We start from the raw sequence: 25,177 nt of genomic DNA, 5'->3' as shown, positions 1-25,177 counted from the left end.
GCACCGTCTGACCTGCTCCGACAATTCGTCGGGTTTTCAATTGGCCGCGGCACCGCGCAAATTTCCGCGCTGGCGATTGCATCGCGACCACCAACGAAATCGGAATCAGGCGTCGATAAGACAATTTGAACACCCGTCACCTGCTCGTGCGACATGAACGGATGGCTCAACTCGGTTTCTTTTTTGACAGTTGGTCAGTGGTCAGTAGTCACGCTCGAAGAACACACCCACGCCGGTCTCTCCTCGGCCATCGACCGTACCGCGCACGGTGAAATTGTCCGTGACATCGAGGTTCAGGTTCACTTCGGTGTCACCTTCGGTGTTCACGGTGAAGTCCGTATAGAGGTTTTCACCCAGGTACGCGCCCGCGCCCAAACGGCCCGCGCCGCTTTCCGAAGCTCCTATGTCGACCGTGTCGACTCCGGTGGAGTCGCGGAGACCTTTGGTTGCATCCCCTCCCGCACCGCTAAGCTGCGCCAGTGATGCTGCCATTTGCGCGATCAGGAAAGGCGAGATTTCTGAAAACCGGTTCCCGAACAGCAACATTGCCAGTGCTTCTTCAGCCGGACGTTCGGGGTCGGAAAACACATTGACCTCAGGTGAATCCAGCGGGCCGGCAATTTCGATCGTCGCGGTGCCGTCAGACGTGCTGGCTGAAGACTCGAACTCGATATACGGGGTCAGGTCGCCCTGCAACGTGACGATCCCCTTGGTCAGTGCCAATCTGCGGCCCAGAATGTCGAAATTCCCCCGGATCAGTTCGATCTGACCGGACGGCACAACAGAGGCAGTAGTGCCGCCGATGAAAATTCGACCACCCAGTTCAGCGTTCACCCCGCGCCCTCTGACGAAAACCGCTTTGGGTGCAAGCAGGCTAATATCCAGCGCAATACGGGATGCGCTTTTCTCCGATCCTTCGGTCACGACCAATCCGGCCCGCTCTCGGGTGACGAAACCGGCGCGACTTTCGTTGATGTGCTGGATGTCCGGGATAGGTGCCGCGCCTACCGCGCCGGACGCGGCGGCAAGGTTGATGTTGGTTTCGTCAAACGTGATCTGACCGGCAAGCGAACTGTTTCCGGCCAACGCCCCGGTCATGGCAATCTGACCGTTCAGGGTGGTTTCATACAGCAACCGGTCTGTCAGCACCAGGTTGTTCAGGGTGGTGGTAATCTGGGCGTTGAACGGAGGGGTCAGGTCAACAGGCCCGTTGACGGTAAAGTTGCCGCCCGCCCGAACTCCGCCATTCAGTGTAATGTTTGCGCGACTTTGCGCCAGATCCACCTGACCACTGATCCCTGTAATGGTCTGACCAGCACCCGGAATGGCAAGGGATGTGCCCGAAGTGGTGACCGAACCGCTCAGCGACGCCAGCGCCGGAGCACCTTTGAGTGCCAGATCGAAGCGCGCCGACCCGTCGATCTTGTTGGGTGTGATGAAGACATTCGCGATCCCAAGGTTGATGCCGCCCTGTGCCTTCAGATCCGCCTGACTGCTGGTTTCATCAAAAGTGCCGGCCAACGTGGTGTCAATGTCGGCAGGCCCTTGCGCCTTGGCGTCAATCGTCCAGACACCGTTATCGCGTTTGGCCGTTCCCTTTGCTGCCACAGTGCCGGGAAATTCGGGAACGAACCGCTCGATCCGGTTCAGTTTGGCGTCAAAATCCACATCAGCCGAGCCATTCTGGCCGACCGTTCCTTGAAGGCTGGCGTAAGAGCTGTCAGGCCCGTCCAGGCGAGCAGTGCCTTCCAGTCCAGAGCCGGTCGGAGCGACGTTCCCGCTCAGGTTCAGCGGGCCGGACAAGGTTTGCGACAGACGGGCAAGGTCATCCAGTTTGGCGGAAAAGTCCAAACCGCCGGCGTCTCGGTTCAGCTTGCCCGATGCATTCGCCGAAAGGGCGGTTCCAATCAGTTGGAACGTACGGATATCCAGGCCTTCATCGTTGTTCATCGCGTCCACGGTCAGGTTCGTTCGCCCCTGGATCAGGTCGTCAACGGCGTCGATCCCGGTTTTGATGTCGTCCGCCGCCAAATTGCCTTTTACGTCGAACGCTTTGCTGCCGACTGCGCCCTTGCCGGCAACATCCGCTCGGATCGCCCCTGCCAGATCGCGTTTTGCAAGGCTGGAAAACGGTGACAGGTCCGGGATGTTCAGATTGACCTGCCCGTCAATCGCAAAGTCTTTCCTTGGATCGTCTATGGTAACAGAGGCCTTGGCGGTCAGGGCTGAACCGTTCACCGATGCGTCGCGGATAACAATCTGTTCTTGGCTCAGCGCACCGTCGAACGTGATCTCGTTGCGACCGACCAAAAGCGGGTCGATCTCGGTTAGACCGGTTTTGATATCCCGGCCCGATACGCTGGCCGTTCCGTCAAACTCCAGCGTCTGAACGGTTCCCTTTCCTTTCAGCTTTGCTTGCACCGCCCCCCCAAGCTCGCGGTCGGCAAGGCCGGAAAACACGGACAGGTCTCGGGAATTGACCGTCGCCTGACCATCGATCGTCACGTTGCCATCAGGGGTCGTTACCGTGCCGTCGGCCTGGGCGCGCAAGGTATCACCGATCAGGGTGAAATCTCGGATGGTTACGCCATCTGCACCGCGCCTGGCGTCGAGCGTTACTGTTGTATTGCCCTTGATCACCGGATCGATGTCACCACGCCCGGTCGAGAGGTCGGTTCCTTCGACCTCCAGTTTGCCGTCGAAACTGCCTTCCAGTGGCGAGCCTTGACCGTTTAGACGGGCCGAGACCTGGCCTCCCAGCTCCAATTGGGCCAGTTCTGAAAACCGGGACAGATCCGTGGCTTCCAAAGTGGCGGTGCCGTCGATGGCCAGACCGGTGGACAGGCCGCTGACCAATGCGTCGACGCCCAATTCGTAATCCGCACCAACCAGTTCGAGACCGGTCAGGTTCAGGGATTGGTCACTGCCATATTCGAAAGTGCCATCCAGAGTGACGAGGTCGCCAATTGCTGCATTCAGGGCCTTGTCCGCCAGGTCAATACCGTCCAACGCGGCCTGCAGGTTGCCATTGATTTTTAGTACTGCGCCCTGTTCCAGGGTCCCGTGAGCAGTAATTTGCGCGCGCTCCAAATCAACCTGCTCGGCCTGCACGGCGTTCGCAGTCAGGCTCATGTCCCAATGATTGCCGTTTTTTTCGTCGTACAGCGCCGAAATCTGTGCTGCTCCAACGGACGTGTCACCGCCCGAGGCTGGAAGAGTTACCCTTTCACCCTCCGGCGGCGTTATGCGTCCTTGCAGGGCCGCGAGTTGCAATCGCCCACCTGCCGCCAACTGTAACTGGCCTTTCAGGTTCAGTGCTTGTGACGAGATCTCAAGCTCGTCAATTTCCAGCGCACCTTCAGGTTGGGTTCGCCCATCCACATAGAGCTGTGTTTTGGCACCGAAAAACGTATCCATTTCTTCAGCGACAAAAGGTGTCAAATCACCGCCGAGATCGGCAGTAAACGCAATGCCCTCTTCCGCACTGGCCGCGGCAGTCGGGGCCGAGCGTAACCGAACCTGCCCTGTCACCCGAGGCTGACCATCGCTGCTGAGACCGATATCGGCCGTAAAATCGGTCACCGGTCCGGATCCTTTCGCTGTCAGCGCGATAGGCGGGGTATCCGGCATTTTAAGAGCGGTCGAGATCAGGCCGCCCGCTGCCTCTGTCACCTGAAGGTCAAGATCAATTTGGCTGTTTGAATTCTGAAAGCCCGCTGTCAACTTGATTTCATCACCTGCCCGGTCCAGCCGTGTGATGTCAAGGTTGGTGTCCAGCGTCCCGTCGGCCAGTGACAGGTTGCCACTAACCGCCAGTTCTGCGGCCACTCCGATCAGGGGCTCGCCCAAAGCCAACTCGTCGATGCGAATTTCACCGATTTCGATGGCAACAGGCAGTTCAGGCAGTTGGAAGCCTTTTGCCTCTGCGGTTGGCGGCGGCGTGTCTTTGGTGGTGGTGCCAGGCGCGCGGGCAACGTCGATCTCTTGCGCCGTCAGGGCATTGACCGAGAACCGCCCACGGATCAAAGCCAGTCGGTTCCAGTCAAGTTCGGCATCTTTTATGGTCAGCCAGACCCCTTCGTCATCGGCAACGGTGATCTCGGCAATCGTGGCACGTGAACTCAGTGCACCTTGCAGACCTTTGACAGTAACGTTCTGATCCTCGCCCGACAGGGTATCCTGCAGGAACCGCTCGATCATGCTGCCGCCTTCGTCCTCCTGCGGATGTCCGGCCACAGGCACGATTGCCAGCGCGCCGATCAGCAGAGGGTATGAAAGGTACCGTCTCAAAATGCCTGTCCTATCCCGATATAGAACTGTAGCCCGTCCCCGGTGGGACCGCTGACAGGATAGGCCAGATCAAGACGCAAGGGGCCAAACCCGCCCAGATCATATCTTACGCCGATACCGGCGCCCGAGTGATCTTCTTGCGCGCCGCTGCCGACAAAGGAAGATGTATCGACGACACCGTAGTCATAAAACCCGACCAGCGACAGGCTGTCAGTAACCTTGCCACGGATCTCGCCGGACAAGCCAATAAATGACTTGCCGCCCGCGATGCCGGTCCCGACCGGAATGCCAAGGCTTTCATAGGGTTGCCCGCGAACGGTTCCCGCACCGCCCGAGAAGAACAGAAAGTCAGGCGTGACGCCATCGGCAGGTGGGCCAATCACAGATCCCAGCTGCGCGCGACCGGCCAAAACGATCCGCCCCCCTGTCCCCAGGCTGGTATAGGCCCGCCCATCAAAGAAAAGGCGGAGGCCGGTATCCGTACCGGATATTCCGACAAAGGGCATGACTTGCGAGTCCAGATAGAATCCGCGTGTGGCGCTGACTTTGCTGTCGCGTTTGTCCCATTCAGACCGGAAGGGCAGGATGAAATACCTGAACTTGCGACCAGTGCCATATGCGTCGTCGGCGTCTGACAGCTGAAACCCGGCGGATGCCTCGGCATATAAGTTGTCGGAAAAAGTGCGGCGCGCACCATAGGCCAGCGAAGCCACCGTTACATTATAGTTTTCCGTGTTGCGGCGTTCCAGCAGGGCGCTCCAGAAGGTGTTGTCATCAGGGCCAAGCCGGTCAGGTTGATCCAGACGCAACCCGATCCGGCCATCAATATCCTCTGCACCGCCAATATTTCGAACCGCCACTTCGAAGCGCAGACGTTCTGCGCGCCTGAACATATTGCGATGGGTCCACGTCGCGGTCACATCAACACCATCGCGAGAGGCCAGTTCGACACCAAAGGTCAACCGACGTTTGGGCAGGTCTTCGAACGTGGCGTCGAAATCCAGTGTGCCATCGGGGTTTGGAGTCTCTCGTTCCTGCAACGAGACCACGTTGAACGTGCCGGTCCGGCGCAACCGTGTTCCCACCTTCTGGATTTTCTCAGGGGAATAGACCTCTCCACTTGGGAACCCGGCGATCTTTTCGATGGATCTGTGGCGCACATCTGAATTGCCCTTGATGAACATCTTGCCAAATGTCAGCCTGCGCCCGGGATCAAGGTCGATCTGGGCATCCAGACGGGCTTGGGCGTGGCGCGCGATGATTGTCTGACCCGCAATTCCGGCTTTTGCGTGACCAGCGTTCCTCCAACCCTGAACACCGGCCGAGGAGGCCTGTTGAATGGCACCGGTCGTCGCCAGTTTCCCGGGGGCAAAGTTTTCGGGAAGTTCCGTTCCGGGGGCCAGGGGCTTGACAGTGGCGGTGCCGAATTTGAAGCTTGGCCCGGTTTCAACGGTAATCGCAGCACGGTTTATTTGTGCAGGCACCGTGAGAGAGCTCAGCTCGGCCGCTTCCTGTCCATCAAGCTTGATGCTGACGACCGGGCTGAAATACCCTTCGTCGTAAAGGATTTGCACGATCGTACGGTAATCCGACAAGGCTGCCGAGAGGATTTCAAGCGGGGTGTCGAGGCCGCGTTCCTCAGCAGTGGTTACCGAGGATGTCTCCTTGAGGCGATCAACCAGTTCTTTCGATGCGCCGGGGGCCGAAAGCGAGGTTTCCAGCGCCGCCAGCGTGGTTGGGGCCAAAGTCACAACTGTGGCCATCAGCCAGCGCCCCAGACGGCATTGCCGCTTGCTCCTTTGCATGAATTGCCCCAACTGTCCCAATTCCAGTTCTCTTGTCCGTGTCGTGCACGGCCCTTTGAATTCAGGTTAGAGCATCTGAAAGCGGATGGGGAAAGGAATTATACATGAGACGAGAATTTTTTCGGCCAAATTGTGTTGAGGTTGCCGCCCGGCTATTCGGCTGCCATAAGGCGGGCCACGTCCAGCATTCGCGCCGAGAAGCCCCATTCGTTGTCGTACCAACCAAAGACCCTGACCTGGTTTTCACCCACCATACGGGTCTCGGGCCCGGCAACAACCAGCGATTCAGGGCGGGACCGCAGGTCGGACGAGACCAGCGGCAAATCAGTCCAGCCAAGCACTGGGGATGCAGCAACGGCCTTCTTCAGGGCTCGATCGAAGATCTCGGCGCTCATGCCGCGCTGCAATGTGACCACGAGGTCCACGGCTGACACGCTTGCCGTCGGAACGCGGACAGCCGCGCCCGAGATACGCCCGGCCAGATGCGGAAGGACGACATCGATCAGGTGCATCGCGCTCGATGTGGTTGGAACCATCGACAGTGCCCCAGCCCGAGAACGGGCAAGGTCGCCGCGCGGCGCATCCACCATCGGTTGGCTGTTGGTATAGCAATGGATGGTGGTCATGTGCCCCGATGCAACACCGCCGATATCGTCGATGACCTTGACCAGTGGCACCAGCCCATTTGTGGTGCAGGATGCGTTTGACACAATCCGGGCGCTGCCCAACTGGTCTTCGTTCGCACCCAGAACGATGGTGACATCAGCAGCGGGGGAGGGGCCTGAAATCAGTACTTTGCCTGCGCCCGCAGACAAACCGCGACGTGCAACGTCCGAACTGCGGGCGATACCCGTGCAATCCAGCATGACGTCAACGCCCGACAGATCAACGCGGGACAGATCAGCGCTGTGGGTCATGGGAATCGAGTGCTCATCCACGATTAGCGCGGCGTCCCCTGCGGACACATCGCCGGGATAGGGGCCAAATGTGCTGTCGTATTTGAACAGGTATGCACAGGTGTCCATCGGCGCGATGTCATTGATCAGCACCAGCTCGATATCTGACCCTGCCGGCAGGGCCAGAACCTGCCGCAGGATCGTACGGCCAATACGGCCGAATCCGTTTATTGCGAGTTTCATGCGCAAGCTATGGCAGGCCGGTCGGGCGACCTCAATGCCTGATCTGACGCTGTGTCAGTTGCAGCTGACCTGCGAGAAAAACTGGCCCGAGATGTTCTGATACATGCTGGCCACGATCGGCTTGCACCCGGTTGCCTGCAGAATCGCGGCAATGGCCTGAACGGTGCGCAGGCGCGGTGGCGGACCGAATGGGTTGAGGTTGTTGTTGTCACGCGTGGCGCGATAGACAACCGGCGCATCGGAAACCTGTGTCACCGCCCAGGTGCGGCTCATGACGAACACGGATTTGGTTTCTTCCTTGGCCGAGATGGGGGATGCAAAAAGGGCCGCGGATGAAGCGAGTGCTGCGACGGCCAGCAGGGCGGGGCGTAGTTTCATGGAACAATCTCCAGTGCTCAAAATCAGAGTTTACTTGGATTTCAGCAAATTCCGGCCCGCCTGTGAAGCCCCAAGGTCAGAAATTTGCGACGCCACCCCGTCGGGCAGGTGTTACCGGCGAGCTGTGGGCATGGCAAATGTCGGTCGCAGCCCCTCTTGTGCCGCCAATGCCTGAACCACCCCGGATCGCCCGCGTTGCGGGCGTGCGAAGAGAAGTCTCGCAGACAGGTCTGTCCGGGGTTTTTTTGAAGGTTCGCGTCAGGGGCTTGGCCCTGCCGGGTTAGGGGTATAACCTTGACCACAAATGATTTCAGCTCTGCGAGGCCGCCATGAATGCCCCATTTTTTACCGCCATCGCCGCATGCGGCATTTTATTGATGAGCACTGTGGTCGAGGCCAAGCCCCTTTCTCGAATCATAGCCGAGATGGGGTTGTCTCCGGCAGATTTCGAAGTGGTCAACGCAGCCTCGAACGCGCTTTTGACCAGCGGTACGCCTTCCGTGGGCCAGGAACGGTCATGGAAGAATGACGACACGGGTTCCAAAGGGACAATCCGGGTGCGATCGGTACAGGGAAACTGCGTTGGTCTTCAGCATGTGATTCAGCCGGAAGGCGGTGATCAGAGCAGGGAAATCCGAACCCGCCGCTGCAATGACGGCAACGGCAATTGGATCCTTACGCCCTGATTATCAGCTCAGAATTCAGTAGCCCTGATCACGATTGACTTCATGCAGCAAGGCCACGCCGGAACTGAGGCGTCGGAAGTTTTCAGCCACATCCGACAAGGCGTCGCCCAGATGCCAGCCTGAAACATGTGGAGTGATCGTCACGCCGGGGTGGCGCCATAGCGGGCTGTCTTGTGGCAAAGGTTCCCGCGAGGTGACGTCCAACACGGCATGCCCCGGAACCCCTGCTTCCAGTGCCGCGATGAGGGCGTCCTCATCAATCAGATTTCCGCGCCCCGCGTTCAGCAACTGACTACCGGGTTTCATCGCCGCCAGCATCCGGGCATCAAACAGGCCAGCGGTCTGAGGGGTCGAGGGCAGGATGGCGCAAACGTGGTCACATTGGCCAAGAAGCGCGGGCAACGCGTCCTGCCCGTGCATGCAAGTTACGCCTTCAATGGCTTTGGGCGTCCGGCTCCAGCCCATGACCTGAAAGCCCACGGCGTGCAGCATCCGCGCGGTGCGGGCGCCGATGTGGCCAAGACCCAGAACACCGACCACGGTGTCCGGCGTAAAAACCGGTGCGCGCGGGGACCATTCGGCGCGGGTTTGAGCCGCTTCGTGAAACGCCATGTGTCGCTGAGCGCGCAGGATATAGGCCAGAAACCACTCGGCAATGCCCTGTGCCGGGGCGTCAGGCTTCAGGCGGGCGATGCGCACGTGACCGGGCAGGCCGGGATGGCTGACAATGGTCTCGACCCCTGCGCCCAGCTTTTGAACCAGTTTCAGGTTCGGCAGTCGCGTCGGGTGGTCACGTTGCATGTCAACCACGGCCAGCATCGTTATGTCATCCGGATTGCCCAACGTTTCGGCGGTGCGGATATCCGCATCCGGTAACACGGCCTGTAAACTGCGGGCAATTTCGTCATCACTTATCCAGTTGGACAGCCCGGTTTCGATCAACAACGCCATGTGCGGCTCCTGCATATGTTTGATGTGGTGACGTCCCGTCACTGCGGTGGACAGGGCCCGGGCAGTTAAGCCATCCTTGCGGCAAAAGTATAGCCCGGACCCGGTGCTTCAGAGGGACATTTCCGAAAACATGACATTCAGCCTGGCCGTGCAAATTCATGATCATCTGCAAGACGTTGCTGATATGACCGGGGCCGACGTCATTCGGATGGATGATACATGTTTCCCTTGCGGTGATGGCGAAACTGATCGCAAGGCCGGCTTGTCCTGCGTTTTCGCCGCCAAAGTAGGAACGGGGAAAGTGTTTGAACGCCTGGGTTCAGACAAACTGAAACGATTTGCGCAAGAACAGACCTGAGGATCACATGGCCGAAGCGCTCGACTTTACCAACACGACCTATTTTCATCAGCGCGAGGACGGGGCGTTTGTTGGCAACGATGCCGCGCGCGGGCCTTGGTCTGCCGCACATTGCCACGCGGGGCCGGTCAGCGGCTTGATCGTTCGGGCCGCAGAAACCGAAATCGGCCCCGAGAAGATGCTGACCCGACTGACTGTCGATTTGCTGAGGCCGCTCCCGCTGGCCGGGCTTCGCGTTGGGGCAGAGACCACGCGCCACACAAAGACACTCGGGACTACGCGGGTCACGGTGCACGATCTCGACGATACGTTGTGCGCCACGGCAACAACCATGCACCTGTTGCGGCGCGATCTGGGGCAGGTGCCGAATGTCGAAATGGATGCGCCGATAATAGAGGACGTTGTCGATGGCCCTTTTCCGATAGGTGAAATTCGCCACGACCTGCCAAGCTTTGCCCATTACAGCGATATTCGCTATCCCGCAGGGGGAAAACAGGGTGCCGGGCCCAAAACGATTTGGATGCGTACTCCGCAGCTTTTGCAGGACGAGGAACAATCGCCCATACAGGCCCTGTGTCCGTTGGCAGATTGTGGCAACGGTATCTCATGGAATGCGCCGACCACTGAAATGGGGTTCATGAATACAGACCTGACCGTGCATATCCACCGTGAACCGGTTTCGGATTGGCTGGCCTCAAAATCGATTTCGCATTGGCAGCCTTCCGGCATCGGCATGTCTCAGTCCGTCCTCTTTGATACGCAAGGTCCGGTGGGCACAGCGCTGCAAACACTGGTTCTGTTTCCGCCGACCTGATGTTGGGCCGGATTTCGCATCGGGATTGAAAATGTCGTTGCCGCCACGCGGAGGGAGACCTATCTTGAGCCTATGCGTTATCTTATAACCACTTTGATCCTTTGTTTGCCGATGCAGGCCAACGCCCACCCGCATGTCTTCATTGATACCGGGCTGGAGTTCATCGTGGATGACGCTGGTCAACTGACCCATGTTCGCGTGACCTGGGCGTATGACGAATTCTACTCGTTGCTGGTTCTGGAAGACATGAAGCTGGATCAGGATGCTGACGGCGTTCTGACGGAAAGCGAAGAACGGTTCCTGACCGGGTTCGATACGCAGTGGGTGGAAGGGTATAACGGCGATCTTGTCGTTACCGCAGACGGAAACCACGTCGCGCTGTCGGGCCCGATGGAGGCGCAGGCGACAGTTGAAGACGGGCGCGTTGTCACCACGCATCTCAGGGCGGTGGAGGCCGGTTCCGTCGCGGCCGCGGCGCTGTCTGCGAAAGCGTTTGATGAGACGTTTTATACCGCCTACGAGGTGACGCGGCCCGTGACCGTGACGGGCCCCGCCGCGTGCCAGATTGACCGGTTTGACCCGAATATCGACGGCGAACTGGCCCAGATGCAGGCCTTTCTGCTGACCCTGGACGCCGACTATGACCTCGAGGAAAATGACATCCCTCTGGTCGGTGAACGTTTTGCGACCGAGATCCGCGTTTCATGTCCCGCTACCTGATCCTGCCTGTCGGCCTGGCGATTGTACTGCTGCTCTGGTTTTGGGGCAGCGGAGGCTTTGACAGTCTTGCGGCCTGGGCTGCGGGGGAGCAACGAGAATTCCAGAACCAGATCGCCCGGTCCTTGCGTGCCGCGCGTGCCGAGCAACCCGAGGCGGTGGCAACGCTGTTGACGGTCTGTTTCGCCTACGGGTTCTTTCATGCCATCGGCCCCGGCCACGGAAAGGTCCTGATCGGGGGTTACGGTTTGGGTCGGCGTGTCGCCTTCTGGCGGTTGTCGGCGATCAGTGTATTGTCCAGCCTGGGGCAGGCGGTGACGGCCGTCGTCTTGGTCTATGCCGGGGTGCTGGTGTTCCAGATGTCCCGTGAAAGCCTTGTTGGAACGACGGAACAGGTCATGGCTCCGATAAGCTACGGAGCGATCGCCCTTATCGGTCTTTGGCTGGTGGCCCGGTCCTTGCGCAGTTTTGCAAAGAGACGAACCACGTCGCCCCATGATCACCATCATCATGAAAACGATCACTCGCATCACCCTCACCACGATGGAGAAGTCTGTTCAGATTGCGGCCACCGCCATGGCCCGACTGCGCAAGAAGTTGCAAATGTGGGTTCACTGCGCGAGGCCCTGATACTGATTGCGGGCATCGCGGCGCGACCGTGCACGGGGGCTTTGTTCGTGCTGATCCTGACGTGGCAGATGGGCATCGCGATGGTCGGTATCGCCGGGGCTTTTGCCATGGCATTGGGCACGGCGCTGGTGACGACACTGGTGGGATGGACGTCCTTTGGCCTTCGCGGAGGTCTGCTGGCCTCAGCCTCAGCCACACGGTTCGCATCGGTGCTGGCCCCAACAATCGAACTGGTGGCCGGGCTGATCATTGCCGTGATCGCAAGTGGTTTGCTGCTGCGTGCGATTTAGGTCAGTCGAAAACCGGTTCCGGATACCCGACCCGCGCCAGATACAGCCCCTGCGGCGGGCATACTGGCCCGCAGGCCGCACGGTCGGCAGCTTCCAGCGCCTCGCGCACCTCTTCCGGGGTCCACGCTCCGGCGCCCACACGTTCCAGCGTTCCGACGAAACTGCGCACCTGATTGTGCAGGAATGACCGAGCCCTTACGTGGAAATGAACCTCGGGGCCGGAAAAGCCCTGAACCTGTTCAACCCGCAACTCATCCAGAGTTTTGACCGGGCTGGCCGCCTGGCAAATCGACGACCTGAAGGTCGTGAAATCATGGCGACCCAGCAGCATGTTCGCCCCTTCCTGCATGGCCTCGACATCCAGCGGATGATTGATCTGCCAAACCTGCCCTTTGTCATGGGTTGCAGGCGCGCGTCGCATCAGGATGCGGAACAGGTATTGCCGTTCGACCGCCGAAAACCGCGCGTGCCAATCGTCGGTCACGCGCGCGGCGTCCACGATCGCCACCGGCTGCGGTTTGAGGTGATAGTTCAGCGCCTCGGACAGGCGGAACGGGTCCCAGTCCTTGGCCATGTCGCAATGGGCGACCTGACCCAACGCGTGAACGCCGGCGTCGGTGCGCCCTGCGGCCGCAATCGTATGCGCACCCGGCTGGATACGGGAGAGGGCTTCTTCGATGGCACCTTGTACCGACGGCTGATCCTTTTGCCGCTGCCATCCGGCAAAGGGTTCCCCCTGGTATTCGACTTTCAACGCGTATCTGGGCATGTGCCGCTGGTACAGCGCGGCGCGGGAACGGGCAAGGGGGCGAAAGCGCTGGTATGTGCGGTACCCGCTACCTATCTTGGGTGAAACGATAATTGCGGGGCGACGGATTGGTCATCTCATCACTGGCAGACAGTCTTGTGCGCGGCGTCGAAACCATCGGCGACAGCGTATCCGAGACGTTTTTTGAGCCTGTCATCCGCCTGGGTGTCACCGGGTTGGCGCGGTCGGGCAAGACGGTTTTCATCACCTCGCTGGTGGCGAACCTGCTGGATCGGGGGCGCATGACCGGGCTGGTTGCGCAGCAGGAAGGTCGGATCAATGCCGCCTATCTGCAACCGCAGCCGGATGACACCGTGCCCCGGTTCGATTATGAAACGCACCTGTCCGCCCTAACGGGTCCGACACCGCACTGGCCGGACAGCACGCGCGCGGTGTCAGAGCTGCGCCTGTCCTTCAAAGCCCGCCCAGCCGGCTTGCTTGCCGGCTTGCAGGGGCCGCGCACCGTTCATCTGGACATCGTCGATTACCCCGGCGAATGGCTTTTGGATCTGGCCCTGCTGGACAGGTCTTATGCAGACTGGTCTCGGGAAACACTGGAACGTATCGAGGCCCGCTCGGAGGCCGCCGAGTATTTGGGGCAGGCCCATGCCGCAGACCCGTCCGGCGCGCATGACGAGCCGACCGCGCAGGCGCTGGCATCGTCGTTCACGACCTATCTCAATCAGGCGCGTGACGCGGGGTATTACGACTGTACCCCCGGGCGGTTCCTGCTGCCGGGGGACTTGGCCGGATCTCCGGTTCTGACCTTTGCGCCGTTGGTGGTGTCTGGCCCGTCGCGGCGCAGAACGCTTCAACGCGAGATGGAACGGCGATACGAGGCCTATAAAGCCCAGGTCGTGAAACCGTTTTTTCGCGATCATTTCTCGCGCATCGACCGGCAGGTGGTTTTGGTCGATGCGCTGGGCGCTATTCACAAAGGTCCTCAGGCGGTCGAGGATATGCGCCGCGCCATGGCTGATATCCTGTCGGCCTTTCGCCCCGGCCGAAACGCGTGGCTCAGCCAATTGCTGCTGGGCAAAAGGGTTGAACGCATACTTTTTGCGGCGACAAAAGCGGACCACCTGCACCACATGCAGCACCCCCGCCTGACTGCGATTATCGAGGCGTTGACGCGCGAGGCGCGTGATCGGGCGAATTTCGCCGGAGCCCGGACCGAGGCCCTGTCTCTGGCTTCGCTGCGTGCCACGACCGAAGAACTGCGCCACCACGACGGGACAGACTTGCCATGCGTTCGGGGTACCCTGTTGGAGAACGGCAAACAGGCCGCCTTCTACCCGGGAGAATTGCCCGAGGATCCAGCGCATCTGTTGGGTCCGGCCCGAAACGGGGCTGATGCGTGGTTGGGCGAAGATTACGGCTTCATGGCCTTTGCCCCGGCGAAGCTGTCGCTGAAACCCGGTGATGGCCCGCCGCATATCCGGCTGGACAGAGCGGCACAGTTCTTGATCGGAGATCGGTTGTGACGATAATTCTGCGCCGCGCGCGCTCGACGGATGCGGGCACCATCGGGTCGATCCTGCACGGTTTCGCCTTGGAAAACGACTGGATGCCTGAATTGCACAGCTGCGCCGAGACGATCGCTTTCTGTGGTCGAATGATTGATCTGGAATGGGTGACCGTGGCCGAAACTGAGGCCGGCGTTGTTGGCTTTTTGGCGCTCGACGGTCATGAAATCCATTCGCTTTATCTGGATGCTTCGGTTCGGGGCTGCGGGATTGGTCGGCAATTGCTGGATCACGCCAAATCGGCCCGCTCAGAGCTGAGCTTGTACGCGTTTCAGAACAATGCCCGAGCCTGCCGGTTTTATGAACGTAACGGCTTTGCCGAGGTGGCCCGCAGCGATGGGGCGGACAACGACGAAAACCTGCCGGACATACGGTTTGTCTGGCGCAGCGAGGATGTGATCGATGGCTAAAGGCCCGGTTTTGATCGATCTTGAAACGGATGAGCCCCCTGCCGATGTCGCCAAGGCCCCGCCGGTGCCGGACATCGCGCAACCACAAGGGCAGGCGATGCAAAGCGCGGCGCGGCTGGCGGCGCGCAAACCATCGGCTCTGGCACGCTGGTTCTGGGGGCTTGCTCTGGCGGTGATCGGGGCGGCCGTATCGGTGGCCGCGTGGGATTTTGCAACTTCGCTGGTGGCGCGAACACCTGTTTTGGGTTGGATCGTAACCGGATTGATCGCCGCGCTGGTTCTTGTGGCGCTTATGATCGCAATCCGTGAACTGGCCGCATTGGGGCGATTGTCCCGTGTGGATGGCCTGCGCCGGGCCGCAGATACCGCGTTGGTAGAGGACGATCTGGCTCAGGCCCGCGCAGTCACCAATCGTATCATCGCATTCTACAAGGGCCGGGAAGACACGCGCTGGGGCCGCGAACGATTGACCGAGCGGATGGCGGATCAGTTCGACGCGTCGGCTCTGCTGGAGCTTGCTGAAGTTGAGCTGTTGGCGCCTCTGGACGAAGCCGCCAGCCGCGAGGTCGAGGCCGCGGCCCGGCAAGTTGCAACCGTGACCGCATTGGTGCCATTGGCGCTTGCGGATGTGATAACCGCGCTGGCCGCGTCATTGCGGATGATCCGCCGGGTTGCGGAAATCTATGGCGGGCGCGCGGGTACGCTGGGCGGCTGGCGTCTGACCCGCAGTGTATTTGTGCATCTGGTGGCGACAGGGGCGGTTGCAGTCGGCGATGATCTGCTGGAGCCTGTCCTGGGCGGTTCCGTTCTGAGCAAACTGTCACGCCGGTTCGGCGAGGGTCTGGTCAACGGGGCCCTCAGCGCTCGTGTGGGTGTGGCCGCGATGGAGGTGTGCCGCCCGTTGCCGTTCTCGGACAGGCACAAACCTTCGACGCGGGGCATCATCAAGCGCGCCTTGCAGGGCCTGTTTTCCAAGGGTTGATCCAAAGCAAGGCGTCCCGGCCTGCGCTTCGGCACACTGAATGTGTCAAAGGAGCCAGCCATGACGGATCACGGTCACAGCCCGCAGGAAATCGCCGAACGGATCAACGCGCCGCCCGGACGCGGCGTATTGCGCGATGTCGTCTATGGCGGCATCGACGGGTCCGTCACCACATTTGCCATTGTGGCAGGCGTTGCAGGGGCAGGTCTTTCCCCTTTCGTTATCGTGGCGCTTGGCCTGGCGAATGTTCTGGCTGACGGGTTTTCGATGGCTGCGGGCAATTATTCGGGCACCAAGGCCGAACTGGACAACATTCGCCGCATCCGCGCGGTCGAGGAACGCCACATTGCGTTGTACCCGGATGGTGAGCGCGAAGAAGTGCGAGAGATCCTTGCGCAAAAAGGGCTGTCTGGCGACATTCTGATCGATGCCACGGCAGAGATCACCTCGAGCAACGAAAACTGGATCAACCTGATGATCGAAGGTGAATATGGTCTGGGCAGTGTCGACCCGCATCCGATGAAAGCCGCATTGGCCACCTTCTTTGCGTTTCTGGTGGCGGGGATGATCCCATTGCTGCCGTTCCTGGCGTCCGTGCCGAACGCGTTTGCGATCTCGGCCTGGATGACCATGGCTGTCTTTTTTGCGATTGGCGCGCTCAAAAGCCGGTGGTCACTGGCCCCCTGGTGGCGGTCGGGGATCGAGACGTTTTTAATCGGCGGGCTGGCCGCGCTGATCGCGTATCTCGTCGGGTCCCTGTTCCACCCATGAATTTTGCGGCGCTGGGATGACGGTTTTTGCGGTAGGTCTTACCGCAGAACCCGGATCTTTTCAGGCCGACGATCGCCCGCCCGGCGAATTCGGTGCTTTAGATCGGATCACAGCTTTCCTGACTGTCACTTTCGGACGGCTCAAGATAGCCTGACTTCCAAAAGGATCGGAGACTCGGTTGGAATCGCTGCTTGTTCTTGTTGGCCTGATAGTTCTGGCCATCCCTGTGACATTGATCGCTCTTTTGGTCGGGCATTCCCGATTGCGTCGCCGGGTAGAGCAGCTGGAAGCGCAAATCGACGCATTGGCCTCAGGCGATGCGACCGTCCTGCCGCAACCGGAACAGGAAACGCCTGCACCGCAACCTGCTGCCGAAGAGAAGCCGCGCAGGCCGGCACCTTGGTCGGCTCCAAAACGGCAGGAAGACAACAGTGCCGACGCTCAGGATGCAGAGGTTTCTTCTCCGGCTGTCGTGTTTCGCCATGAAAGGTTTACGGCTTTGGGCGCGTGGCTGCGCGAGAACTGGTTTTATGTGGTTTCGGCCCTGTCTCTGGCGCTGGCCGGTATTTTCCTCGTGCAATACGGCGTCGAAAACGGTTTGCTGCCGCCGGCGGCCCGTGTCGTCGCAGCCCTGGGTTTCGGCACGGTTCTGATCATCGGAGGAGAAGTCCTGCGCCGCAAGTTCGGTGATGACGAAGCGGTGGCAACCGCCTATCTGCCCTCGGTCTTTTCCGGTGCCGGGCTTGTCACTTTGTTCGGGGCCATCCTGTCCGCGCGCCAGCTGTACAACCTGATCGGTGCCGAAACGGCACTGGCAGGGATGGTCGTTGTCGCGCTGGTGGGCCTCGTTCTGGGGTGGTTCCACGGTCCGCTGCTGGCTGCGGTCGGTCTGATCGGTGCCTTCGCGGCGCCTTTCCTGGTCGGGGGCACGTCCGATGATCCGTCGTGGCTTTACGCGTATTTCCTGCTGGTTGCCGTCTTGGGTCTGGGTATCGACACGGTACGGCGCTGGGCATGGATCTCGGTCCTGACACTGTTCGGGGCCTATGCGGCGAACCTGCTTCTGGTGATGGGCGCGCCGAGTACGGAATCGGGATACCTGATCGCGGCAACGGTGCTGGCGCTTTTGGCAACCGCCATTCCGGTGCGGCGCATTTGGCCAAATCACGCGGGCCCCATGCTGACTGAGATGATCCGCCGCCCAAAGGCCCGCCCCTGGCCGGAATTCCCAACTCGACTGGCCGCCGGGGCCATCGCGGCAAGTACGGTGATCCTGTCCTGGCATTGGGCGGACACGGAACCCGAATTCTGGTTGGGCGTGTGCCTGTTGTTTGCCCTTGTTCTGGCTCTGCTCCTCTGGGCCAAGGATGCACCGGCCCTTCGGGACCTGACCGTCCTGCCTGCGGCTGGTTTGGTGGTCTTTGTCGCCTCTCACGGGCTTGAGAATGGCGCGGTTCTGGACAGGTTTGCGGGCACTTACGCGGAAACGCCCGAGGCCGACTATCCGATGGTGGTGACTGTTCTGGTCGCTTTGGGAGGTTTGATGTCGGCTCTGATGGCGTGGCGGTCATTCAAGGCGAGCCAGTATCGCGCCGTCTGGGCCGGAGGAGCCGCGCTTTTTGCACCCATGTTGGCCATCGCGCTGGAAACAGGCTGGCATCCGGCTTCGGTAATCGGGGCTTATCCTTGGGCGCTCCACGCGATTGTGCTGGCTGTGTTGATGGTGGTTCTGGCTGAACGCTTTGCCCGCGTTGACGGCGATGACCGGATACGGGCGGCACTGGCCACCCTGTCCATGCTGTCGTGTCTGGTCTTTGCCTGCGTCATCGTGCTCAGCTCGGCGGCGCTTACGGTTGCTTTGGTCGCCAGCGTTGTTGTTGCGGCCGCGTTGGACCGCAGGTTCATCCTGCCGCCGATGAGCTGGTTCATCTGGGCCGGTGTCTTTACCGTCACGGTGCGTTTGGTGCTTGATCCAGGGCTGGACTGGGCCAATTCCGCTCCGGTGTCCGAGATGGCGATGGTCTATGGCGTGGCCACATTGGGATTTGTCGTGGGCTGGTGGCTTTTGCGTCCGTTGAAGCGCCCTCTGGCGGCGCTGCTGCTGGAAAGTGCGGCCTGGGCGACAGCGGGTATCCTGCTTTCCTTGCTGCTGCTGCGTTGGCTCGAAGGCTTTGGCGAGGGCGGCGCTGACAACAGCCATTGGGGCCTGGGTCTGTTGGCCGTCATCTGGCTTTTGCTTGCGTTCGCGCAGGTACAGAGGTTCGGGTTGGGTGGCAAACTGAACTACCTGCGATACCTGCTTGCTCTGTTCTTTGCGGGTCATGGCCTTTTCTATCTGTTGCTGGCATTGGCGGACCAGAACCCCTTGTTTGATCCGAATGCGGATCCGGTGCTTGGGCCGCCGGTTTTGAATACGCTGGCCGTTGCCTATCTGTTGCCCGCATTGGCCATCGGCGGTTCGGCCTGGAGGATCCGGGAAATGCCGAAACCGATCATGCAAGCAAGCTTTGCCGTTGCAGGGACGTTGGCGGCAGTTTGGTTGGGTTTGACGATCCGTCACGTCTGGCAGGGCGCGGCGGGTATGTATGAAGGCAACGGCGTCACCCAGCCGGAACTGTATACCTACACTTTGGTGCTGCTGCTGATCGGGGCCGCTCTGTTCTATCAATCTCTTGCCCGCCGATCCGACCTGATGCGCAAGGCAGGGTTGGCGGTGATCGGGCTGGCGGTGGCCAAGGTCTTCCTGATCGACATCGCCGGTCTGGGCGGCCTGATCCGGGTGTTTTCACTGTTGGCGCTGGGCCTTGCGCTGGCCGGTCTTGCGTGGCTGAACCGGTGGGCAAAACTGCGCCATTCGCCGCAGCGGGCAGAACCTCTGGACCATTAGGTGCAGGCGTCATATAAGCGCGCCATGCATGACCGGATGGCCATCATTATTCGAATTATATCCCCGGCGCTCTGACCTCCTGAGACGCCGGGCAAAGGTGTTTGAGACTTCGCACCGACCGCTTCGATCCAATAGACGACCAGATCATCCAAAGGACGCCCCAAATGTGCGCCGACACGATCCAGACACCTGATTACAAAGACACGCTGAACCTGCCCAAAACCGATTTCCCCATGCGCGCCGGCCTGCCCAAGCGCGAACCCGCATGGCTGGAACGGTGGGAGACCATCGGCGTCTATGACCGCCTGCGCGAGAAAGAGGGCCGCACGCCCTTCACCCTGCACGACGGCCCCCCGTACGCGAACGGCCATCTGCATATCGGCCACGCGCTGAACAAGACCATCAAGGACATGATCGTGCGGTCCCATCAGATGATGGGTCATGACGCGCGTTATGTGCCCGGTTGGGACTGCCACGGTCTGCCGATCGAATGGAAGATCGAGGAACAGTACCGCAAGAAGGGCAAGAACAAGGACGAGGTGAACATCGTCGACTTCCGTCAGGAATGCCGCAAGTTCGCCGAGGGCTGGATCGACATCCAGCGCGAAGAGTTCAAGCGTCTGGGCATCACCGGAAATTGGGCCGATCCCTACATCACCATGGATTATCACGCCGAGGCGGTGATTGCGGACGAATTCATGAAGTTCCTGATGAACGGCACGCTCTATCAGGGCTCGAAGCCTGTCATGTGGTCGCCCATCGAAAAGACGGCCCTGGCCGAGGCCGAGGTCGAGTATCACGACAAGGAAAGCTTCACCATCTGGGTGAAGTTCAAAGTCGTGAATGCGGGCGATCTTGATGATGCCTATGTGGTGATCTGGACGACGACGCCGTGGACCATGCCGTCGAACAAGGCCGTCGTGTACGGTAAAGACATCTCCTATGGACTCTACGAAGTCACCGGCGCGCCGGAAGAATGCTGGGCCAAGTTAGGCGACAAGTTCCTGTTGGCCGACAACCTGGCCGCCGATGTATTGGGCCGTGCCCGTCTGAACGACGATCAGTGGACCCGTGTACGCGACGTGACCGCCGACGAATTGGAGAGCGCTCAGCTGCTTCACCCGTTGGCCGGGGCCGAAGGCAGCAATGGCGAATGGGACGACATCCGCGATTTCCGCGCCGCTGACTTCGTGACCGATACCGAAGGCACCGGTTTCGTCCACTGCGCGCCCTCGCACGGGATGGAGGAATTCGAGCTGTACCGTGATCTGGGCATGCTGGAACAGGTCATCACCTATAACGTGATGGACGATGGCTCGTTCCGAGCCGATCTGCCGTTCTTTGGCGGCAAATACATCCTGTCCCGCAAGGGCGGCGAGGGTGACGCAAACAAGGCCGTCATCGACAAGCTGGCCGAGGTCGGCGGGCTGCTGGCGCGCGGCAAGATCAAGCACAGCTATCCGCATTCGTGGCGCTCGAAGGCGCCGATCATCTATCGCAACACGCCGCAGTGGTTCGCATCCGTCGACCGCAAACTGGATGACGGTATGGGCGAGATGGGCGACACCATCCGCGAACGTGCCCTGCGGTCGATTGACGAGCTGGTGAAGTGGACGCCGCAGTCCGGCCGCAACCGCCTGTATTCGATGATCGAAGCGCGCCCGGATTGGGTTCTGTCGCGCCAGCGTGCATGGGGTGTGCCGCTGACCTGCTTCACCAAGAAGGGCGCTCTGCCCACCGACGCGGATTACCTGCTGCGCAACGCCGAACTCAACGCCCGCATCAAGGCGGCGTTCGAGAAGGACGGTGCGGATGTTTGGTACACCGACGGTTTCAAGGAAAAGATCCTCGACGGAATTGCCAACCCGGACGACTACGAACAGGTCTTTGACGTGCTGGATGTTTGGTTCGACTCGGGTTCCACCCACGCGTTCGTTCTGCGCGATCGCGAGGACGGCACCGAGGACGGCATCGCCGACGTTTACATGGAAGGCACCGACCAGCATCGCGGGTGGTTCCATTCCTCGATGCTGCAAGCCTGTGGCACCAAGGGTCGTGCGCCCTACCGCAATGTAGTAACCCATGGCTTCACGCTGGACGCCAAAGGCAACAAGATGTCCAAGTCGCTGGGCAACACCATCGTGCCGGAAGAGGTCGTCAAACAATACGGCGCCGATATCCTGCGCCTGTGGGTGGCGCAGACCGACTACACCGCCGATCAGCGGATCGGGCCGGAGATTCTGAAAGGCACCGCCGACAGCTATCGTCGCCTGCGTAATACCATGCGGTTCATGCTGGGTTCGCTGGCGGACTTCACCGAAGCTGACCGGGTGGACCCTGCGGATATGCCGCGTCTGGAACGCTGGGTGCTGAGCCGTCTGGCGGAGCTGGATGAGCAGGTCCGCAAGGGCTATGCTGCGTTCGACTTCCAGGGTGTATTCAGCGCAGTGTTCAACTTTGCGACAGTTGACCTGTCTTCTTTCTATTTCGACGTCCGCAAGGATGCGCTGTACTGCGACGGCGACAACCTGCGTCGCCGCGCCGCGCGCACTGTTCTGGATATCCTGTTCCACCGTCTGACCACCTGGCTGGCCCCGGTTCTGGTCTTCACCATGGAAGAGGTCTGGCTGGAGCGGTTCCCGGGCGACGACAGTTCGGTCCATCTGGTGGACTTTCCGGACACACCCGCCGATTGGCGCGATGCCGAGCTTGAGGCCAACATGGCCAAGGTGCGTCGTGTGCGCCGGGCCGTGACTGCCGCGCTGGAGGTTCAGCGTCAGGACAAAGTGATCGGCTCCAGCCTCGAGGCGGCACCGATCGTGCATGTCGAGGATGGCGATACCCGCGATCTGCTGGCCACGTTCGACGTGGACGACATGTGCATCACCTCGGGCCTGACCGTGACCGGCGATCCCGCCCCGGCCGAGGCGTTCCGTGTGCCGGAAATCGAAGGCGTTGCCGTCGTATTCGAAAAAGCAGAAGGCGAGAAATGTCAGCGTTGCTGGAAAATCCTGCCTGATGTGGGCCGCCACACCCATGCGGGCGTCTGCGGGCGCTGCAATGAGGCGCTGGGATAAATCAACGCGCCCCCCCGAATTCAGTCGGGGGGCATTTTGGGCTATGTCTGCACAGATTGCGGTGTTGGATTGAACAGATCAAAGCCAATGGCAGGATCTGACAGTGCTTTCCAAACCTGATAGTCCGTAAAGTAACCGGTGTGCCCGCCAGGATCGACCGGGATGTTTCGATTTGCAAAAATGAGCCCACCCTCGATCTCGGTTCCGACAAAATCGTCCTGCCGGAAGATGTTGAACCACGCGGCGTTCAACTGACTGGCCGTGATGGTGAACATCTCGGGAAAATAGCGCTGATAGATATGGGTGACCGGAGAGCCCATCGTGATGAGTGTCAGGGTCCGCCCGCCGATGCGTCTCTGGACGCGTGGGTCAGCAAGCATCTGCGTGGCAATCACGGTGCCCTGCGAATGGGATATCACCGTAATATGATCCGCTGGAAAGATATCGAGAACATAGTACAACGTGCGATAGAAACGTTCGTCTATCGCCTTGCGATCCGGATAGTTGCGTTGTCGCGTTTCCAGATCTTTTCCCAGATAGCATTTGTCACGAATGGCGTAGGTAACGATATCCCGTGCAACGCCCAGCCCGGCGGAAACAAAATCAGAAAACCGGTACATCAACGCAGTTGCGCCAAGAACGATCAGGCCGATCTCGCCTTGCGAACAGGCCAACCTGTCCAAAGCCCAAGAGATCGGGTTGGTTTCACCTATGCCCACGTTGCATGCGGCCTCAAAACTCTGGTTGGCTGCGATCTCTCGGATCGTGACCAGAACCAGCACGATTGTACCAAACAGAAAGACCCACTGCGCCAGCCGGTTTACAATCGCCCGGCTGATCAGACCGCTGCGGGTGTGAAGGTTGGCCTTGTACGTTTTGCGACCTGCAAAAAGCCCGACGCCAACGAACCCCAACAGAACGATGGCCACAAAGGCCACGCTGAGAGTTTCGATGGACTCGTTCAAATTGCTTTCAAAAAGACGTTGCAGCTGACCGTCGGACAGGCCCGAAACAGTTTCCAGCAATTGCTCTATGGTCAACCAGAGGCCGGAAATGAAGAACATCCAGAAAACCAGCATGCCTGCACAGATGCTGGGGTACAGCCGCCTGTGCTCTGAAAGTGTGTCATTGATCTGCAGCGTCCAGGCGGACAACGCGTAAAGAATGAGTGTCAGGAAGATAAGAGTGGCCCAGAAAATGGACAGCAGAAAAACCTGAAACGCCACGAATTGCTCCAGGGCCGGCGGGCAATTTCCCGTGTCGGAAGGGACGCAGACCCACAATTTCAGGCCCAGCGGCCCAATGACCAGGCACAGAGTCAGTGCTGTTCCCATTGCGAGCATTCCACGCCAGAAGACCCGCCTGAGATAGGTCGGCGCCGATCGGCTTTGCCCCAGCCCGACAATGGCCCCGCCGGCGTACAGCCCGAACAGAAGCCAGAACAACAGGGCAGGGTTCTGGAAAACCGAGACAGGTATCCGGTCGGTCATGACCGCTGCGGCACCAATCAACAAAAAGACGTTCAGCGTCGCAACCGCACCGAAGAAGATCCATGTGAAAAGATGTACCAGCTGTGCCGCAAGTGTATTCCTGCCATTGGGCTGGTCCGAGGCAACGCCTTTGCGGATGTGGGTTTGCTCGACATTGTCCATCGCCAGATATCCCAACGCCAGAACGACCCAAATCAGGTCCAGCACGGTTTTGATCGCTCCTTTCGGGGCCGGAGAGCGATCAGCCCAATAAACTTCGGCAAACAGGGCCTTGTCCTGAGGAACAGCCGGGTCAGTCACCGTGCGCAGATTGACTTCGAACAGCTCTGCATTTCTTGGATTTCCGTCGAAGGTGGATTCGGCCAGTTCGATCATGCCGCGTTCGACTTCGATCGGTGGTCTGGGGTTTCCATCCAGCCAGGTTGTTGCTGCGCCAACGACCTGATCGACGGTTTCGCCGGGTTTTTGTTCACCGATTCCATGTACCGTGAGGATCAAATGTCGACCCATTGCGTTCTCCAAAATCTCTTTAAGTAACGGCAGGAGCGTATCACGAATGGCGCCAATGCCCAAAAATGACGTTTTGCGTGGTCTTGCACATTCCCGCGCTTGTGCTTGGTGCTTTGATCTGAAACCGTCGGTCCATGGCGATGATTTCCGTTGAAACTCAGTTCGGACGACTTGGTGTTGAAGAAACAGACGGAGCCCTTACACGGCTTGTCTGGAACGGCAGGGACGAGGGTGAGCCGACTGCGCTGCTGCGCGAAGCCGCCGCCCAGTTGAGGGCCTATGATCAAGGGCGGCTTGACCGTTTCGATCTGCCGTATCGCATTGACGGATCAGAGTTTCAAAAGCAGGTCTGTGACCTGATCTATGCCATCCCGCTTGGAGAAACGCGCACCTATGGCGATATCGCCAAAGAATTGGGGCAGCCCGCCCAGCCGGTTGGCCAAGCCTGCGGATCAAACCCCATTCCCGTGATCATTCCCTGCCACCGGGTACTGGCCGCAAATGGCTTGGGCGGTTTTTCGGGCGACGGTGGTGTTGAGACGAAAGTTGCCCTGTTGCGGCATGAGCGGGCGGCAGGTCTTTTGATCTGAGCGTCGAAATTCGGTTGCAATCCGCTTTTTGCAGACACAACTTGTAACAGTTGCTGAATTTGAAGGAC

The 25,177-nt window shown here is 59.9% G+C and carries 19 protein-coding genes; 12 read left to right on the top strand and 7 right to left on the bottom strand.

From position 1 onward, the window contains the following. Window positions 1–201 precede the first annotated feature (201 nt). The 4 genes from GS612_RS14625 to GS612_RS14610 all read right to left on the bottom strand — a co-directional run bounded on the left by GS612_RS14625 (window position 202) and on the right by GS612_RS14610 (window position 7,612). Window positions 202–4,290 carry a translocation/assembly module TamB domain-containing protein gene (locus GS612_RS14625; protein WP_253286187.1) on the bottom strand — a complete coding sequence of 1,363 codons (4,089 nt, stop codon included), beginning with the start codon at window positions 4,288–4,290 and terminating at the stop codon, window positions 202–204. Beyond that, window positions 4,287–6,095 (bottom strand): autotransporter assembly complex family protein, encoded by a 1,809-nt coding sequence (locus GS612_RS14620; RefSeq protein ID WP_171641296.1) that lies wholly within the window; start codon window positions 6,093–6,095, stop codon window positions 4,287–4,289. Before GS612_RS14620 ends, GS612_RS14625 begins: the two co-directional genes overlap by 4 nt. A gap of 152 nt (window positions 6,096–6,247) precedes the next feature. Then, window positions 6,248–7,234 (bottom strand): type I glyceraldehyde-3-phosphate dehydrogenase, encoded by a 987-nt coding sequence (locus GS612_RS14615; protein ID WP_171641294.1) that lies wholly within the window; start codon window positions 7,232–7,234, stop codon window positions 6,248–6,250. Window positions 7,235–7,288: 54 nt separating this feature from the next. After that, window positions 7,289–7,612 (bottom strand): hypothetical protein, encoded by a 324-nt coding sequence (locus GS612_RS14610; protein WP_171641292.1) that lies wholly within the window; start codon window positions 7,610–7,612, stop codon window positions 7,289–7,291. A 329-nt stretch (window positions 7,613–7,941) separates the two neighbouring features. Between GS612_RS14610 and GS612_RS14605 the strand changes: the two genes are divergently transcribed. After that, on the top strand, window positions 7,942–8,298 hold the full coding sequence (locus GS612_RS14605; RefSeq protein WP_171229565.1) for a hypothetical protein: 357 nt from the start codon (window positions 7,942–7,944) through the stop codon (window positions 8,296–8,298). A 15-nt stretch (window positions 8,299–8,313) separates the two neighbouring features. Here GS612_RS14605 and GS612_RS14600 read toward each other — a convergent pair whose 3' ends face one another. Continuing rightward, complete coding sequence (locus tag GS612_RS14600) at window positions 8,314–9,249, bottom strand: glyoxylate/hydroxypyruvate reductase A (RefSeq protein WP_171170889.1); 936 nt, start codon at window positions 9,247–9,249, stop codon at window positions 8,314–8,316. Window positions 9,250–9,379: 130 nt separating this feature from the next. Here GS612_RS14600 and GS612_RS14595 point away from each other — a divergent pair, with 130 nt between their 5' ends. The 4 genes from GS612_RS14595 (at window position 9,380) to GS612_RS14580 (ending at window position 12,058) form a co-directional block, all read left to right on the top strand. Further along, on the top strand, window positions 9,380–9,607 hold the full coding sequence (locus tag GS612_RS14595; RefSeq protein ID WP_171641290.1) for a hypothetical protein: 228 nt from the start codon (window positions 9,380–9,382) through the stop codon (window positions 9,605–9,607). 7 nt (window positions 9,608–9,614) lie between these two features. Continuing rightward, window positions 9,615–10,421 carry a thioesterase family protein gene (locus GS612_RS14590; protein WP_171641288.1) on the top strand — a complete coding sequence of 269 codons (807 nt, stop codon included), beginning with the start codon at window positions 9,615–9,617 and terminating at the stop codon, window positions 10,419–10,421. A 72-nt stretch (window positions 10,422–10,493) separates the two neighbouring features. Continuing rightward, window positions 10,494–11,141 (top strand): DUF1007 family protein, encoded by a 648-nt coding sequence (locus GS612_RS14585; RefSeq protein WP_171641286.1) that lies wholly within the window; start codon window positions 10,494–10,496, stop codon window positions 11,139–11,141. Then, window positions 11,126–12,058 (top strand): nickel/cobalt transporter, encoded by a 933-nt coding sequence (locus GS612_RS14580; RefSeq protein WP_171232606.1) that lies wholly within the window; start codon window positions 11,126–11,128, stop codon window positions 12,056–12,058. The genes GS612_RS14585 and GS612_RS14580 overlap by 16 nt, the downstream gene beginning before the upstream one ends. 1 nt (window position 12,059) lies before the next feature. On the opposite strand, the gene truA is transcribed toward GS612_RS14580, so the two are convergent. Further along, window positions 12,060–12,827: a tRNA pseudouridine(38-40) synthase TruA gene (gene truA, locus GS612_RS14575; RefSeq protein WP_171641284.1), complete on the bottom strand. Its 768-nt coding sequence runs from the start codon at window positions 12,825–12,827 to the stop codon at window positions 12,060–12,062. A gap of 107 nt (window positions 12,828–12,934) precedes the next feature. Between truA and GS612_RS14570 the strand changes: the two genes are divergently transcribed. The 6 genes from GS612_RS14570 (at window position 12,935) to ileS (ending at window position 22,519) form a co-directional block, all read left to right on the top strand. Beyond that, complete coding sequence (locus GS612_RS14570; RefSeq protein WP_171641282.1) at window positions 12,935–14,350, top strand: YcjX family protein; 1,416 nt, start codon at window positions 12,935–12,937, stop codon at window positions 14,348–14,350. Then, a complete protein-coding gene (locus GS612_RS14565) occupies window positions 14,347–14,802 on the top strand; it encodes a GNAT family N-acetyltransferase (RefSeq protein WP_171641280.1) in 456 nt (151 codons plus the stop codon). The genes GS612_RS14570 and GS612_RS14565 overlap by 4 nt, the downstream gene beginning before the upstream one ends. Further along, window positions 14,795–15,784: a YcjF family protein gene (locus tag GS612_RS14560; protein WP_171641278.1), complete on the top strand. Its 990-nt coding sequence runs from the start codon at window positions 14,795–14,797 to the stop codon at window positions 15,782–15,784. The genes GS612_RS14565 and GS612_RS14560 overlap by 8 nt, the downstream gene beginning before the upstream one ends. Window positions 15,785–15,844: 60 nt before the next feature. Further along, the gene (locus GS612_RS14555; protein ID WP_171170878.1) at window positions 15,845–16,555 is read left to right on the top strand and encodes a VIT1/CCC1 transporter family protein; all 711 of its coding nucleotides are present in this window, start codon (window positions 15,845–15,847) and stop codon (window positions 16,553–16,555) included. Window positions 16,556–16,733: 178 nt separating this feature from the next. After that, the gene (locus tag GS612_RS14550) at window positions 16,734–19,442 is read left to right on the top strand and encodes a DUF2339 domain-containing protein (protein WP_171641276.1); all 2,709 of its coding nucleotides are present in this window, start codon (window positions 16,734–16,736) and stop codon (window positions 19,440–19,442) included. Window positions 19,443–19,606: 164 nt separating this feature from the next. Next, the gene (ileS, locus tag GS612_RS14545; protein WP_171641274.1) at window positions 19,607–22,519 is read left to right on the top strand and encodes an isoleucine--tRNA ligase; all 2,913 of its coding nucleotides are present in this window, start codon (window positions 19,607–19,609) and stop codon (window positions 22,517–22,519) included. A gap of 41 nt (window positions 22,520–22,560) precedes the next feature. On the opposite strand, the gene GS612_RS14540 is transcribed toward ileS, so the two are convergent. Then, the gene (locus tag GS612_RS14540; RefSeq protein WP_171641272.1) at window positions 22,561–24,519 is read right to left on the bottom strand and encodes a hypothetical protein; all 1,959 of its coding nucleotides are present in this window, start codon (window positions 24,517–24,519) and stop codon (window positions 22,561–22,563) included. Window positions 24,520–24,653: 134 nt separating this feature from the next. Here GS612_RS14540 and GS612_RS14535 point away from each other — a divergent pair, with 134 nt between their 5' ends. Continuing rightward, entirely contained in the window at window positions 24,654–25,109 is a 456-nt protein-coding gene (locus GS612_RS14535) for a methylated-DNA--[protein]-cysteine S-methyltransferase (RefSeq protein WP_171117470.1), read from the top strand. Window positions 25,110–25,177 lie beyond the last annotated feature (68 nt).

This window comes from Ruegeria sp. HKCCD6157, from assembly GCF_013110685.1.
Taxonomy (GTDB): Bacteria; Pseudomonadota; Alphaproteobacteria; order Rhodobacterales; family Rhodobacteraceae; genus Ruegeria.
This window is presented reverse-complemented; position numbering and strand designations above follow the sequence as displayed.